Origin of the sequence: Bacillus sp. DWP3-1, from assembly GCF_049896565.1 — a bacterium.
In the GTDB taxonomy this organism is placed as follows: domain Bacteria; phylum Bacillota; class Bacilli; order Bacillales; family Bacillaceae; genus Bacillus.
Genome location: NZ_JAFCUN010000001.1, coordinates 361,669 through 376,403, shown reverse-complemented (window position 1 = coordinate 376,403; position 14,735 = coordinate 361,669). Strand labels below are relative to the sequence as shown.

Here is a 14,735-nt window from a genome sequence, read left to right as displayed (position 1 = left end):
TTTATATACAATAAAACGGCAGACCTCTTAGAAGCCTGCCGTGTTGTTTACATTATGATGGCTGATCACCCGTCGGACTAATAAGCGAGAGCGCATAATCTTCTGTAAAGATTCGTTTTGATAAGTTATTCACGCCGTCTAATGTGACGTGGTTGATTTCGTCAATAATTTCATCGAGTGTACGATGTTTGCCAAGGAGCAGTTCATTTTTACCGTTTCGGCTCATCTTGCTGTTTGTGCTTTCAAGGCTGAGCATGAGGTTCCCTTTCATTTGCTCCTTAGAGTTTTCAAGCTCTTTTTGCGTGATTCCCTCACGTTTTAAGACGTCTAATGTTTGTAAGATGGTTTCAGAGAGCAGGTTTAACTGCTTCGCTCCAGTCCCGCCATAAATCGTCAGCATGCCGTTATCTGCAAATGAACTGTGATAGCTGAAAACGGAATAAGCGAGTCCTTTGTCTTCTCTTACATCCTGGAACAAGCGGCTGCTCATGCTTCCGCCAAGAACATTATTTAACACGATTAAGTCATAGATGCCTTTATCTCCAGCTGGAAGGCCATTAAAGCCCATGCATAGATGCGCTTGCTCTGTTTCCTTTTTGCGTGTGAGCTTGTCATAGTGAAATTGCGGCGCTTCTAAAGGCTGTTTTTTCCCTTTCGTTTCATACGAACCGAACAACTTTTCAACCTCTCGAATGAAGGTGTCATCCACATTCCCTGCAACAGAGATCACAACGCGGTCCGGCGTGTAGAATTCATCCATATAAGCTCTAAGAGAGTCTCCGTTAAAAGTAGAAAGTGTTTCTTCTGTTCCTAAAATCGGGAAGCCTAAAGAATGATCACCATAAATCGCTTTGCTCAACAGATCATGAACGATATCATCAGGTGTATCCTCATACATTTTGATTTCTTCATAGACTACATTTTTTTCTTTTTTCAGCTCTTCTTCATCAAAAGCGGAGTGGAAGAACATGTCGCTTAATACATCGAGGGCGTAGCCAGCATGTGAATCAAGCACCTTTGCATAGTAGCAAGTGTATTCTTTTGACGTAAAGGCATTCACTTGACCACCAATGCGGTCAAAGGATTCTGCGATATCACGTGCAGATCTCGTCTTTGTCCCTTTAAAGAACATATGCTCCAGAAAGTGTGAGATTCCATTAATTTCTGGTGTCTCATGTCTAGAACCAGTTCCAATCCAGACGCCAATTGCGACAGATCTTACAGTGGGATTGTTTTCAAGTACAATTCTTACTCCGTTTTGGCATGTATACGTTTTGACCAAGTTTTGCTCCTCCTATTCAACAAACAGATCGGATCACGGATGTCTTTTTTCACTTAGGAGGTCTGAAACCGTTCCTAATTCATATCCTCTTTCCTTAATTTGAGTGATAAGTGCGTCAAGACTTTTCGCCGTCGAATCTGTTGGATGCATTAATATCATCGCCCCATTGTGAATTTTCCCAAGCACCCGTTTTTGTAATATGTCTGGTGACGGTTTTTGCCAGTCAATGGTGTCTACCGTCCACATAATGGTTTCCATTCCTTCTTCAGCAGCGAGTTTCACTGTTTCTTCTTTAAAGCTGCCGCTAGGAGGGGCGAACCACTTCGGTTTTTTTCCAAGGGATTCTTCAATTTGACGATTCGTTTTGGTAATTTGCTCTAATGCTCGTTCTCTTGTCAGTGTGCGCATATCCGGGTGATTGTATGAATGGTTTCCAATTTCATGACCATCTGCCACGATTTTTTTAGCAAGATCCGTGCTTTTTTTCACCCATTTGCCCTCTAAGAAAAAGGTCGCCTTGACCTGATGCTTTTCCAGTGTCTTTAACATCTTGATTAAATGCTCGTCACCCCAAGCCACGTTGATGAGGAAAGCATTCATTTTTTTATCTGGATGTCCCTTGTAAATGGGCTCAGCACCAAGTTCGTGTAAATGAATAGAAGGTTTTGTTTCATTGAAAACAAGCAGCTTTTCATCAAATGACCCTTGTTTTTTCATTTTTTCATAAGAGGCATCGATATTGACTGTCTGTCCATTTAAACCAGGCATCTTTTTCCACACTTTATCAATCTTAGCATTTTGCGCCTTCACTTCATAGTCAGAAGACTTCGATTCAATCTCTTGATATAAAATATCTTTTGAAACAGATGCAACCTCAGCATGCTCTTTCATTGATTCAATATATGTAACAGCAGCCGGCTGCTTCATCGTTTGATATGACACGAGCAGTAAAAATACAAACACAATGAATGGTAACGTTTTTTTCAATGGCTGTCCCTCCCCTTTACCACAAATTATGATGGGGAGAAACAAGCTAGAACTATTGTTAGCGCAAGAAAAGAAAGAAGCCTGGTACGGATACCTGGCTTCTAACACATTTCATTAAGACTGTTTTTCTTCTTTTTCCTTTTCTTCACGTAAAACAGCTTTGCGAGAAAGGTTCACACGGCCTTGTTTATCGATTTCAGTGACTTTGACAAGTAATTCATCGCCAATCTTCACGACATCTTCAACTTTGCCTACACGGTCAAGCGCAAGCTCAGAAATATGAACAAGTCCATCTTTGCCGCTGAAGATTTCAAGGAAAGCACCGAATTTTTCAATGCGTTTTACTTTACCTAAGTAAAGTTGCCCCACTTCAACTTCTCTCACAAGATCTTCAATGACTTTCTTCGCTTTTTGGTTCATGTCTTCTTCTGTAGAAGAGATAAAGATTGTACCATCTTGTTCAATATCGATTTTCACACCGGTATCTTCAATGATTTTATTGATTTGTTTACCGCTTGGTCCAATGACATCACGAATTTTATCAGGATTGATCTTCATCGTTAAGATTTTTGGTGCATAACGAGACAATTCTCCTCTAGAAGCAGGAATCGTTGACAGCATGCTATCTAAGATTTCCATTCTTCCTTTTTTCGCTTGTTGGAGAGCTTCCTCCAAGATGTCTTTTGATAGACCATCGATTTTGATATCCATTTGAAGCGCTGTTACACCTTTTGATGTACCTGCAACTTTAAAGTCCATATCACCAAGTGCATCTTCCATTCCTTGAATGTCTGTCAGCACTGTGTAGTATTCACCAGATTTCACAAGCCCCATTGCAATCCCTGCAACTGGTGCTTTAATTGGAACACCCGCATCCATCATCGCAAGTGTGCTTGCGCAAATACTTGCTTGTGAAGTAGATCCGTTTGATTCCAATACCTCAGAGACAAGGCGAACCGTATAAGGGAAATCTTTTTCAGATGGAATCACTGGTTCTAATGCACGTTCACCTAGCGCACCATGCCCGATTTCGCGGCGGCCTGGGCCACGCATTGGACCTGTCTCACCAACACTGAATTGCGGGAAGTTGTAATGGTGCATGAAGCGTTTCGATTCTTCAACGCCTAGACCGTCAAGAATTTGCACATCGCCAAGTGCACCTAATGTACAAATACTGAGCGCCTGTGTTTGTCCTCTTGTAAATAGACCTGAACCGTGCGTTCTTGGCAGAAGTCCTACTTCTGAAGAAAGTGGACGGATTTGATCTACACCGCGTCCATCTGGACGTACTTTCTCTTCAGTGATCAGACGACGAACTTCATTTTTGACAAGCTTGTTTAATACATCCTTCGCTTGTTTAATCGTCGCTTCGTCGCGATCTTCTTCTTCAAACTTCTCAACCACAGCTTTTTTCACAGCACTGATTGCATCTTCACGTGCATGCTTCTCATGTACTTGAATCGCTTTCAGCAGGTCTGTTTCAGCAAGTGCTTTTACTTCGTCTGCTAACGTTTGATCTACTTCATATAAAGGAATATCGATTTTTGCTTTACCGACTGCCTTGACAATTTCCTCTTGGAATTCGATTAAGCGTTTGATCTCTTGGTGACCATACATGATGGCTTCAAGCATTGTTTCTTCTGGTACTTCATCAGCACCAGCTTCGACCATGTTGATCGCATCTTTTGTTCCAGCGACTACAAGGTTGATGTCACTTTGTTCAAGCTGCTCTACATTTGGATTGATGATCAGCTTTCCATCAACTCGTCCTACTGTAACGCCGGCGATTGGTCCCTCAAATGGAATGTCAGACACACATAATGCTAAAGATGAGCCAAACATTGCAGCCATTTCAGATGAACAATCTTGATCCACACTCATGACGATACTAATGACTTGTACTTCGTTTCTAAATCCATCTGCAAATAATGGACGGATTGGTCTGTCAATTAAGCGGCTCGCAAGGATCGCTTTTTCACTTGGACGGCCTTCTCTTTTAATGAAGCCTCCAGGAATTTTACCTACTGCGTATAATCTTTCTTCGTAGTTCACAGTGAGCGGGAAAAAATCAAGTGGTTTTGGTTCTTTAGAAGCTGTTGCTGAGCTAAGCACAGCTGTATCTCCGTAGCGTACGAGGACCGCTCCGTTTGCTTGCTTTGCAAGCTGGCCAGTTTCAACTGTCAGTTGACGTCCAGCCCAGTCTATGGTGAAGACATGTTTCTCTTGTCCCATTCTGAGAAAAACTCCTCTCTTATCTTGAAATTTTAGTTAATTCTTATTATGAACAAAATGATTTTCACATATCAATGTGAAAGGTGTATGTAGAAGGGTTTTTGCCATTCTTTCAACATTTTAACCATAAAATATTAGTGATTATACGATAAAAAAGCGGGAATCCTCCCGCTTTTTACGATTATCGACGTAAGCCTAGTTTGTTAATTAACTCACGGTAACGAGTTACGTCTTTATTACGTAGATACGTAAGAAGATTACGACGTCTACCTACCATTTTCAAAAGACCGCGACGTGAGTGGTGATCTTTCTTATGAGTACGTAAATGCTCGTTCAAGTTGTTAATTGATTCTGTTAGGACAGCGATCTGAACTTCTGGAGATCCAGTATCAGATTCGTGTGTTTTGAACTCATTAATTAATTGAGTTTTACGCTCTTGAGTAATAGCCATCCTGTTTCACCTCCAAATCATGTTAGCCCCATCTACCTCGCAACCGTCGGTGAAGTCGGCCTGCCAAGTAAGTGGTTTTAAAGCTACAGGAATAATCATACTAAAAATATGCTGAATTTGCAAATGGTAGAGCTGTTTTTCTATGAATTTTTTGTTTGCCTTAGCTGATCTTGAAAAAACTGAATCGCTTCTTCTTTATCTTGACTGATTTGAGCCGTTAACTCCTGGATTCCGTTAAATTTTTGTTCACTGCGAATGCGTTTGAACCACTGTAATTTAATCGGTTCACCATATATTTCTTCGTTAAAATCAAAGAGGTTTACTTCAATGGCAGGCTGATCAGGGCGCTTTTCATAAAAGGTTGGTTTATAGCCAACGTTACAAACACCGTCATACACTTTGCCTTTGACTTCTGCTCTTACTGCATAAACCCCTGTTGGCGGAATAATGTATTCAGCAGATAAACCGACATTTGCAGTCGGAAAGCCGATCGTCCGTCCTCGCTTATCTCCATGAATGACAATACCGCGCAGCTGATAAGGTTTTCCTAAAAGCTCACTCACATATTCAACATCCCCATTTTTCAATGCGGAACGTATGAGTGTAGAGCTGACTTTACGGTCTTGATTGGACAACTTAGGAACGATGGTGGCCGTGATACGCCCTTTTCCGTACTCATCGAATGTTTCCATTGTGCCTGCACCAAAACGGCCAAACGTAAAATCAAAACCGGCTACTGCGTGCTTCACATTCAGCTCATCCAAATATTGATCCACAAACTCTTGAGGAGACAGCGCTGCAAAGCTTTCGCTGAATTGCACAATGTATAAATAGTCAGCGCCCAGCTGTTCGATGAAATCAATTTTATCCTCAAGCGGTGTAATTAAGTCCTTTGGTTCACGTGCTTTTTGCAAAACATGTGATGGATGCGGATGAAAGGTCATGACTGCTAAAGCCAATCCTTCTTTTCTCGCAATGCTTTTCGCTGCGTCAATAACTTTTTGATGTCCGAGGTGAACACCGTCAAAATACCCTAAAGCCATAACAGAAGGGTCTTGATCCTTTTGATTCAATGTATGTGGGTGTGAAATATGTATAGTCTTCACGAGATGGTCACCTTTTCTTTAAGATTGCTTGTCCTGAGATAAGATCTTCGCCGGCTTCATCAGATTCTGTTTGGTCGGGTGCTTCATATATATCGCCATACAGCGGCCTGAAGGAGCAAAGACAGCGACACGTTCTTCCTCTGCAAAATGAGCGAATTCATCAGGCATTGGCAGGACTGCACCGTTTTCCACTTTACTTGCTAATGTATCATTTATCTCCCATTTCGGCAAATGATTGAGCGCGCGCTCGATCGAGACAAGGTGCTCATCTACTGCTCCTTCCTCGCTTATATTTCGGAGCTCATCAAGGGTGATGCATTCATCTAGTGTAAAATCACCTGACCCTGTGCGAATGAGATGTGACATATGGGCTGGAAACCCTAGTTTCTTTCCAATATCAACCGCTAAGGTTCTGACATACGTTCCTTTTGAGCATAAAACGGTGAATCTAAATGATACCTTTCCATTCTCAAATAAAGCAGGTGTTGTCCGCTCGATACGGTGAATCGTAATTTCACGGCTCGGCCGCTCAATTTCAATGCCTTCTCTTGCATATTCATAGAGTTTTTTCCCGCCAATTTTCACAGCAGAAAACATGGGAGGAATTTGTTCAATGGTTCCTTGAAACTGTTTCAGCACAGCATCAATTTCTTCTTCTGAGATGGGTTTTTGCACCTTTTCTTCTTCTACGATCTCACCTGTTTGGTCTTCTGTTGTTGTAGAAAAGCCAATCGTGATTTCTGCATCATACGTTTTCGATTTATCTGTTAAGTATTCGACAATCTTCGTTGCTCTTCCGATACAAATGGGCAGAACACCTGATACCTCCGGGTCGAGAGTGCCTGTATGTCCGACTTTTTTGGTATGCAAGATCTTTCTCACTTTGAACACACAGTCGTGAGAGGTCATTCCTCTTTCTTTATGTAATAAAAGAACACCATTTATCATCTGCGTTCTCTCCTTTCATAAACGATGAAAAAGGACAGACGATCATCGCCTATCCTTATTTCAACGTCTTATTCATGATCTTTTGTGTTTAGTTCAGCAATCAGGCTTTCAATTCGATTTCCATAATCTACGGATTCATCGAATTCAAAGTGCAGTTCTGGTGTTTTGCGAAGTCTAATTCGATTGCCAATTTCAGAGCGGATATACCCTTTAGCCTTTGCAAGGCCTTTTAAGGTTTCCTCTCTTTGTTTCTCGTCACCGAGAACAGAAATGTAAACTTTCGCAATTTGCAAATCACCGGATACTTCAACATCGGTTACAGTCAAAAAGCCAATTCTTGGATCTTTTAGCTTTCTGCCTAGGATGTCACCTAATTCTTTTTTCATCTGCTCACCCACGCGGGTTGCTCTCATACTCATGATCTTATCACCTCTAATTAAAACCACTCAGTTTTCGTGATCGTTCGTTCAATTTCAGGAAAAGAATCAATAAAGCTTAAAACACGCTGCAATTCCTTTTCCACTTGAACCCGAGAGGAGGAAATCACGGCGATTCCAATTGATGTACGCTGCCATGTGTCCTGGTAATCCATTTCAGCCATGGTTACATTGAATTTATGGCGCGTTCTTGTCAATATACGCTGAAGAACCGCACGTTTTTCCTTCAGTGAGGAGGCATCATAGATGATGCACTCACATTCGGTATAACCGATCATTTTCTTTCGATTTCTTGCATAACGAATGATTCCATGACATCACCTTCACGGATATCATTGTACTTCTTAATGGTAATACCACATTCATAGCCTTGTGAAACTTCTTTCACGTCATCTTTGAATCGTTTTAATACGTCGACTTCGCCTTCAAATATAACGACGCCGTCACGGATTAAGCGGATACCACTATCTCTTGTGATGGTTCCTTCAGTGACATAACCACCAGCAATTGTACCGATTTTAGATACTTTGAACGTTTGACGAACTTCAACTTGACCGATGACTTTTTCTTCATATTCAGGGTCAAGCATTCCTTTCATCGCAGCTTCAATTTCATCGATGACTTTATAAATAATGCGGTGTAAGCGGATATCTACGTTTTCTGTTTCAGCTGTGCTCTTCGCATTTCCATCAGGACGTACGTTAAATCCGATCACGATCGCATTAGAAGCACTTGCTAATATAATATCAGATTCTGTAATCGCTCCAACACCCGTATGGATGATTTTCACTTTTACGCCTTCTACTTCAATTTTTTGAAGAGCGGCCGTCAGTGCTTCAGCAGAACCTTGTACGTCTGCTTTCACGATCAAGTTGATATCTTTCACTTCACCTTGTTTGATTTGCTCAAATAGGTCATCTAGAGATAATTTCGCTTTGTCTGAACGCTGTTCATCAAGCTGTTTCGAAGCACGCGCCTCACCCACTTGACGAGCTGTTTTTTCATCCTTGAATACGAGGAACTGATCCCCTGCATTCGGTACATCGTTTAAACCAGTGATTTCAACAGGTGTAGATGGTCCTGCTGTTTTCACGCGGCGTCCGATGTCATTAACCATTGCACGAACGCGGCCAAATGTATTTCCGACAACGATTGGGTCACCTACATGAAGTGTACCAGTTTGAACAAGAAGGGTTGCAACAGATCCTCTTCCTTTATCAAGCTCAGCCTCGATGACAGTCCCTTTTGCCGCACGATTTGGGTTAGCTTTCAGTTCTCCAACTTCGCTGACAAGAAGGATCATTTCGATCAATTCGTCAATGCCTTCACCTGTTTTTGCAGATAGAGGAACGAAGATCGTTTCGCCGCCCCAAGCTTCTGGTACTAAACCATGCTCAGTTAATTCCTGCATCACACGGTCAGGGTTCGCTGTTGGTTTGTCAATTTTGTTGACAGCGACAATGATTGGCACTTCTGCCGCTTTCGCATGGTTAATGGCTTCAATCGTTTGCGGCATCACGCCATCATCTGCTGCAACGACCAGAATTGTCGTATCTGTTACCTCAGCACCACGTGCACGCATCGTTGTAAATGCTGCGTGTCCAGGTGTATCAAGGAACGTGATTTTCTTGCCGTTTTCTTCAATTTGGTAAGCACCGATATGCTGCGTGATTCCACCAGCTTCGCCTTCGACGACTTTCGTCTTACGAATGCTGTCAAGAAGCGTTGTTTTCCCGTGGTCAACGTGTCCCATGATCGTCACAACTGGAGGGCGTACTTGCATATCTTCTTCTTTATCTTCAACTTCATACTTTTCAAGTTCAGTTTCTTCTAAAATAATGACTTCCTCTACTGGAACGCCATATTCAGAAGCGATTAATTCAACTGTATCTTTATCCAGCTCTTGGTTAATGGTTGCCATAACACCAAGCATCATCAGCTTTTTGATAATTTCAGCTGTTTCTTTTCCAAGCTCTTCAGCCAACTGGCCGACTGTCATTGAATTTGTAAATTCAATTTTTTCAGGAAGCTCTTTCTTAGGCTTCACAGGTCTAGCTTGCTGATGCTGCGGTTTGTTATTCCCACCGCGTTTATTTTTGTTTTTGTTTTGGTTGTTGTTTTTTTTGTTTTTATTAAATTGATTATTCTGCACGTCATTCTTCTTTCTATCATTGTTTTTGTTAGATGATTGTTTTTTTTGTTCTGCGGGTTTCTCGTTAGCTGTCTCTTTTGCTTTGGCTTTTTTATAGATAGCGTCTAGCTTTTTCACAGTGTCGTTTTCAAGCGTCGCCATGTGGTTGTTCACTTCCACGTTCATATCCTTAAGCGCTGCTATAATATCTTTACTTGAAACATCTATGGCTTTTGCGTATTCATATACTCTCACTTTAGCCATTCGTTCACCCCCAAATAAATTAATCGAGCAAGCTTATCAGCTTCTTAGCGAAGCCTTGGTCAGTGACAGCGACAACTACGCGAGCTTCTTTCCCAATAGAACGTCCGAGAACGGAACGGTCTTCAACTTTTCTAACCGGAACATTATAAAATTTGCATTTGTCAGATACCTTTTTCTCTGTGTTCGATGAGGCATCTGCTGCAAGAAGAACCAGCTTAGCACGCGCATGTCTAATTTCTTTGATCACAAGATCTTCTCCTGACACGACTTTACGAGCTCGATTTGCTAGACCAAGCAAAGGATACCATTCAGATTGAGTCATTTGGTTTTTTCACCTTTTCAGCTAGTTCTAGTAATTCTTCAAATATGTGTTCGTCAATCTGTGTCTGAAATTGCTGCTGTAAACTGCGTTTGTTCTTTGCCGCAAGAATGGTTTCTTTATCGAGAGAAAGGTAAGCTCCGCGTCCGTTCTTTTTTCCGGTTGCGTCAACAGACACTTCACCTTCTTTAGATCGAACAACACGGATCAGTTCTTTCTTTGGTTTCATTTCTCCCGTCACGACACATTTTCTAAGCGGGATTTTTTTTCGGCTATTCACCTTTTACATCACCTCTTATTCGTCAGATTCCTCAGCTACTGGTTCAGCCTCTAAGAAAAGAGATTCAGAGTCTTCAGTTCTTGGGAAAATACCGAGTTCCCTTGCATCTGTTTCGCTTTTAATGTCAATTTTCCAGCTAGTCAGCTTTGCTGCAAGACGAGCATTTTGACCTCTTTTACCAATGGCTAACGACAGCTGATAATCAGGTACAATCACTGTTGTCGCCTTATCTTCTTCATTTACAATGACATCAAGTACTTTTGATGGACTTAATGCGTTGGCAACAAATTCAACCGGGTCATTAGACCAATGGACAATGTCAATTTTTTCGCCTTTTAGCTCGTTGACAATTGCTTGTACACGCTGACCTTTTGGTCCAACACAAGAACCAACTGGGTCAACATCAGGATCATCTGTACGAACAGATATTTTAGAACGGTCCCCAGCTTCTCTAGCAACCGATTTAAGCTCTACAGTACCATCATAAATTTCTGGCACTTCAATTTCAAATAAACGCTTTAAAAGACCTGGATGTGTTCTAGACACATAAATTTGTGGTCCTTTTGTTGTTTTTTCGACTTTTGTAATAAACACCTTAATGCGGTCATGTGGTTTGTAGTCCTCATTTGGCATTTGTTCGTTGACCGGAAGAAGGGCTTCGATTTTGCCAAGTGACACGTAAATGAATTTACTGTCAATTCGCTGAACGATTCCCGTCATAATGTCTTCCTCGCGATCGATAAACTCAGTGTAGATCACACCTCGCTCTGCTTCTCTCACTCGCTGCGTCACCACTTGTTTCGCAGTCTGAGCTGCAATGCGTCCGAAGTCTTTTGGCGTGACTTCAATTTCAACGACGTCACCTACCATGTAATTCGGGTTGATATTGGCTGCATCATCTACAGAGATTTCAAGGCGAGAATCATACACTTCATCTACAACATCTTTTCTTGCAAATACGCGAATCGTTCCCGTTTCGCGGTTTAAATCAACACGAACATTTTGTGCTTGATTAAAGTTACGCTTATATGCAGAAATGAGTGCAGCTTCTATCGCTTCAATAATAATTTCTTTACTAATACCCTTCTCTTTCTCAAGAACAGTCAGGGCATCTAACAACTCACTACTCATTTTTATGGTTCCCCCTTATATCAATGAAAAGGTTAATTGAACGAAACTGCTAATCTTGCGTTAGCTATTTTTTCGTATGGAATATTGATCTCTTTCTTTCTTGTCTTGATCTTCACTGTCACTGTTGCAATCTCACCATCAAAGCTTGTAAGCTCACCTTCAAATGCTTTTTCACCATCAATTGGTTCATATGTTTTCATGAAAACATTTTTTCCAAGTGCTTTTTCAAAATCAGCTTTTTTCTTTAATGGGCGCTCCGCTCCAGGAGAGGACACTTCAAGAAAGTAGTTTTGGCTAATCGGATCTGCCTCATCAAGCTTTTCGCTCAAGGCTTCGCTCACTTTGGCACATTCTTCGATATCGACACCTTTATCAGAGTCAATAAACACGCGAAGGAACCAGTTTTGACCCTCTTTGACAAATTCAACATCAACGAGTTCAAGCTGTAAGCCATCTAAAATTGGCTGCACCATTTCGCTTACGACATCCACTACTTTTTTGCTCATTCTCTTCCTCCTTGTGCTTTCGATAAACGCTCTTATCAATCATTCTGCATAAAAACCCTGCTTTATGTGAGCAGGGGGAGCAGAAAACGGATGAATAATGTCGAGACAAAAATTGCCTGTTCAATACAAAAGAGCGGGTTTCCCCACTCTTGTCTCGGTAATCGTTAGCATTTCCATAAAAACTATACCATATCCAATTTTTTTATGCAAATGAAGTTCCTTATTCAGCAGGCATTCGCCATCAGTTCTTTTCGTTCATTCTTTTCGCATGTTCACTGATAAGTGCTGCCTCCCTGCTCCCCTTTATGATGCGGAAACCGTCATAATCCGGATAGAGCGAATCATCGTCCTGAATACTTGTTAAAATCCAAAATTGACTGCCAGCTCCTCCGAGCCGCTCAACCGCTGACAGCCAGCTTTGATATACGTCAGGACGCGCTGATTGATTTTGAACGCCAAACTCTTCTAACACAACTGGTTTTCCGATTGACTTCCCGCGGGTGATATGGTCTTCGATCCATTTCACTCCCCAAGCAGCTGACTTGTTCCAGTGATCTGGGTACAGATGATAGGTTCCATAATCGATATTAGAGAGAGCCGTCAAACGGTCCCAATCGACGCCTTCTCCGCCTCCATAAAACCAGTCTTCATGTCCTGGTATGCGAAAGAACCCTTCATCTCCTACTGCAACAAGATGGTGACGATCCAGCGATTTGATCCACGTACTCATTTCATCTGCCCATTTGACTAGTATATTTCCCGTTGGATCTGACTGCACACGCGGCTCATTAGCTAATTCCCAAGTCATAATAGCTGGATCGTCCTTATATTGAACACCTGTGTACGTATTGGTTCTTTCTAATACATAGCGCACATAATTTTTGTAAGCTTTTTGTATACGAGGATCTGTATAAAAGGCATCATGCGTTCCTGCCTCGAACCACTTTACGTATTGATTCATCCCGCCAAAATCATCCCAATTGTTCACTAGTGGGATGACAAGTTTTATTCCTTCCTGTCCCGCTTTATAAATCGCATAATCTAGTTTTTGAAAACCCGATTCTTCATAGACCCCTGGACTAGATTGTAAGACTGAGTTTTCTTGAGGGGCCCCATCGTGAAATCCCCAAATACGTATGACCTTTAAATTCATTGCTTTCATATCATCGAACACAGCATCTACCATCTTTTTAGATTTGTAATGGAAATAGTAATTATTTGTGCCAGCGAAGTAAAATGGTTGATTGTTCAGCGTAAATTGTGTACCAGACGTCTGTACATAAGAGGCGGCCTTAATCGTAAGTGAAAACCAGCCGGCCCATATAGCGACCACAAGTATGAAGCAAAACACTCTTTGAGTCCATTTCTTCATTTAAATTCCCCTCACAATCTAGCCTTCTTCAGGTACGATCACATCTAGCCGAAACGGTGTTTGTTCATTTGAATCAAGTTCAATTGTTTGTTGTTTTAACAGTTTACTTTCTTTACCGATTCGAATCTCATATGTCCCGTGAAATGCTCGACATGTCACATTGCCATTCGCATCTGTTTTTTCAACTCTTTGTGTCGTCCACTCATTTAGAAGCTTTTCGTAACGTCGGCCTGCTTCATTTAAAGACCAATCATAATTCACGATGGCCGCATGCTCACCTCTCCAATGGGCACCTGCCCAAAATCCCCACATTAGCACTCCTTTTACGGCTGGATGACTAAATGCGACGCGATATAAAGCCTCTAGGTTATCCGCTCTTCTATTAGCGTCAGGGTGAACAGAATCGTACTCTGTAACCCATATAGGAAGACCAAGCTCAGCAAGCACATCGAGCCTCTCTTTTACAACGACTGGATCGACCCGTTCTTCAAAATGTCCTTGAACACCAATCGCCTCAATAGGTGCGCCTAACTGACGCAGTTCATTGATATGCGCTTTATAAGCGTGATGCTCACCATATGAGATCACATTATAATCATTCACAAACAATAGTGCTTGAGGGTCAATTTTTTTCGTTTCTTCATACATCCACTTCCAAATATTTTTCCCGAAGCGATCTTTAAAAAATGAACCATGCATCATTTCATTGTTTACATCCCAATGACGGAATCTCCCTTTAAAATGATTACCCGCATGCTCAAGCCGGTTTTTCATCGATTCATACACTTCGTGATTCGGTAGTGACCTCAGCCAGCTTGGATTCGCATCCTCTACCTCCCAAAATAAAGCGTGCCCTCTCACTGGAAGTTGATGTTTATCTGCAAAATTCAGCATCGCATCTGCTTTTTCGTAAGTGATTTTCCCTCTTTCAGGTTCATTCGCATACCATTTTGCCTCATTTTCAAAAACAGCCGAATTAAAATACTTCACAAAAAAATCGGCATATTGTTGATTAAACAACACTTGGTCATTCATCGCTGAACCAAATGCGAATTCATGCCTATTTTGCTTAATCTCAACCTCTATACCTGCTATTGGCTTTTTTTCATGATTTGTGACATTTATTTCAAGATCTCTTTGTCTATGCTCTGAAATTCGATCATTCGCCTCTTTTTTCCACTTCAGATTTATCTGCCCATTTTCGCCCTTGTTTAATGATTGATGAAGAAAACTTCTTTCTTTGACCATGTAAAAACACCCTTATCTTCACTGGATTTATATTTCCTAAT

At 41.5% G+C, this 14,735-nt stretch carries 15 protein-coding genes; all 15 read right to left on the bottom strand.

Annotated features, from left to right (window positions below):
- Positions 1–52 precede the first annotated feature (52 nt).
- Positions 53–1,282, bottom strand: a complete 1,230-nt coding sequence (locus ACP7A0_RS01935; protein WP_034662267.1) for a M16 family metallopeptidase — start codon at positions 1,280–1,282, stop codon at positions 53–55.
- A gap of 33 nt (positions 1,283–1,315) precedes the next feature.
- Positions 1,316–2,209 carry a polysaccharide deacetylase family protein gene (locus ACP7A0_RS01930; RefSeq protein WP_223250457.1) on the bottom strand — a complete coding sequence of 298 codons (894 nt, stop codon included), beginning with the start codon at positions 2,207–2,209 and terminating at the stop codon, positions 1,316–1,318.
- Between the two features lie 174 nt (positions 2,210–2,383).
- The gene (pnp, locus tag ACP7A0_RS01925; RefSeq protein ID WP_426004063.1) at positions 2,384–4,501 is read right to left on the bottom strand and encodes a polyribonucleotide nucleotidyltransferase; all 2,118 of its coding nucleotides are present in this window, start codon (positions 4,499–4,501) and stop codon (positions 2,384–2,386) included.
- Between the two features lie 181 nt (positions 4,502–4,682).
- Positions 4,683–4,952 (bottom strand): 30S ribosomal protein S15, encoded by a 270-nt coding sequence (rpsO, locus tag ACP7A0_RS01920; RefSeq protein ID WP_008354438.1) that lies wholly within the window; start codon positions 4,950–4,952, stop codon positions 4,683–4,685.
- Between the two features lie 140 nt (positions 4,953–5,092).
- The gene (gene ribF, locus ACP7A0_RS01915) at positions 5,093–6,058 is read right to left on the bottom strand and encodes a bifunctional riboflavin kinase/FAD synthetase (protein ID WP_034662277.1); all 966 of its coding nucleotides are present in this window, start codon (positions 6,056–6,058) and stop codon (positions 5,093–5,095) included.
- 18 nt (positions 6,059–6,076) lie between these two features.
- Positions 6,077–7,006 (bottom strand): tRNA pseudouridine(55) synthase TruB, encoded by a 930-nt coding sequence (gene truB, locus ACP7A0_RS01910; protein WP_106030863.1) that lies wholly within the window; start codon positions 7,004–7,006, stop codon positions 6,077–6,079.
- Between the two features lie 68 nt (positions 7,007–7,074).
- Positions 7,075–7,425: a 30S ribosome-binding factor RbfA gene (gene rbfA / locus ACP7A0_RS01905; protein ID WP_426004059.1), complete on the bottom strand. Its 351-nt coding sequence runs from the start codon at positions 7,423–7,425 to the stop codon at positions 7,075–7,077.
- 17 nt (positions 7,426–7,442) lie between these two features.
- Entirely contained in the window at positions 7,443–7,721 is a 279-nt protein-coding gene (locus tag ACP7A0_RS01900; RefSeq protein ID WP_012009994.1) for a DUF503 domain-containing protein, read from the bottom strand.
- Positions 7,718–9,838: a translation initiation factor IF-2 gene (gene infB / locus ACP7A0_RS01895; protein ID WP_106047799.1), complete on the bottom strand. Its 2,121-nt coding sequence runs from the start codon at positions 9,836–9,838 to the stop codon at positions 7,718–7,720. Before infB ends, ACP7A0_RS01900 begins: the two co-directional genes overlap by 4 nt.
- A 19-nt stretch (positions 9,839–9,857) precedes the next feature.
- Positions 9,858–10,160: a YlxQ family RNA-binding protein gene (locus ACP7A0_RS01890; protein WP_034662287.1), complete on the bottom strand. Its 303-nt coding sequence runs from the start codon at positions 10,158–10,160 to the stop codon at positions 9,858–9,860.
- Positions 10,147–10,437 carry an RNase P modulator RnpM gene (gene rnpM / locus ACP7A0_RS01885; protein WP_058013969.1) on the bottom strand — a complete coding sequence of 97 codons (291 nt, stop codon included), beginning with the start codon at positions 10,435–10,437 and terminating at the stop codon, positions 10,147–10,149. The genes ACP7A0_RS01890 and rnpM overlap by 14 nt, the downstream gene beginning before the upstream one ends.
- Positions 10,438–10,452: 15 nt before the next feature.
- Entirely contained in the window at positions 10,453–11,568 is a 1,116-nt protein-coding gene (gene nusA, locus ACP7A0_RS01880) for a transcription termination factor NusA (protein ID WP_007499530.1), read from the bottom strand.
- A gap of 32 nt (positions 11,569–11,600) precedes the next feature.
- Complete coding sequence (gene rimP, locus ACP7A0_RS01875) at positions 11,601–12,074, bottom strand: ribosome maturation factor RimP (RefSeq protein ID WP_003211398.1); 474 nt, start codon at positions 12,072–12,074, stop codon at positions 11,601–11,603.
- A 241-nt stretch (positions 12,075–12,315) separates the two neighbouring features.
- The gene (locus tag ACP7A0_RS01870; protein WP_426004055.1) at positions 12,316–13,446 is read right to left on the bottom strand and encodes a glycoside hydrolase 5 family protein; all 1,131 of its coding nucleotides are present in this window, start codon (positions 13,444–13,446) and stop codon (positions 12,316–12,318) included.
- A gap of 18 nt (positions 13,447–13,464) precedes the next feature.
- Positions 13,465–14,694, bottom strand: coding sequence for an endo-1,4-beta-xylanase (locus tag ACP7A0_RS01865; RefSeq protein ID WP_426004053.1), 1,230 nt, complete (start codon positions 14,692–14,694; stop codon positions 13,465–13,467).
- Positions 14,695–14,735 lie beyond the last annotated feature (41 nt).

Excerpts from the sequence above, each read along its gene's own strand:
- ACP7A0_RS01930 (WP_223250457.1), bottom strand. The coding sequence starts at position 2,209 with ATGAAGCAGCCGGCTGCTGTTACATATATTGAATCAATGAAAGAGCAT.
- pnp (WP_426004063.1), bottom strand. The coding sequence starts at position 4,501 with ATGGGACAAGAGAAACATGTCTTCACCATAGACTGGGCTGGACGTCAA.
- rpsO (WP_008354438.1), bottom strand. The coding sequence starts at position 4,952 with ATGGCTATTACTCAAGAGCGTAAAACTCAATTAATTAATGAGTTCAAA.
- truB (WP_106030863.1), bottom strand. The coding sequence starts at position 7,006 with ATGATAAATGGTGTTCTTTTATTACATAAAGAAAGAGGAATGACCTCT.
- rbfA (WP_426004059.1), bottom strand. The coding sequence starts at position 7,425 with ATGAGTATGAGAGCAACCCGCGTGGGTGAGCAGATGAAAAAAGAATTA.
- ACP7A0_RS01900 (WP_012009994.1), bottom strand. The coding sequence starts at position 7,721 with ATGATCGGTTATACCGAATGTGAGTGCATCATCTATGATGCCTCCTCA.
- infB (WP_106047799.1), bottom strand. The coding sequence starts at position 9,838 with ATGGCTAAAGTGAGAGTATATGAATACGCAAAAGCCATAGATGTTTCA.
- ACP7A0_RS01890 (WP_034662287.1), bottom strand. The coding sequence starts at position 10,160 with ATGACTCAATCTGAATGGTATCCTTTGCTTGGTCTAGCAAATCGAGCT.
- nusA (WP_007499530.1), bottom strand. The coding sequence starts at position 11,568 with ATGAGTAGTGAGTTGTTAGATGCCCTGACTGTTCTTGAGAAAGAGAAG.
- rimP (WP_003211398.1), bottom strand. The coding sequence starts at position 12,074 with ATGAGCAAAAAAGTAGTGGATGTCGTAAGCGAAATGGTGCAGCCAATT.
- ACP7A0_RS01870 (WP_426004055.1), bottom strand. The coding sequence starts at position 13,446 with ATGAAGAAATGGACTCAAAGAGTGTTTTGCTTCATACTTGTGGTCGCT.
- ACP7A0_RS01865 (WP_426004053.1), bottom strand. The coding sequence starts at position 14,694 with ATGGTCAAAGAAAGAAGTTTTCTTCATCAATCATTAAACAAGGGCGAA.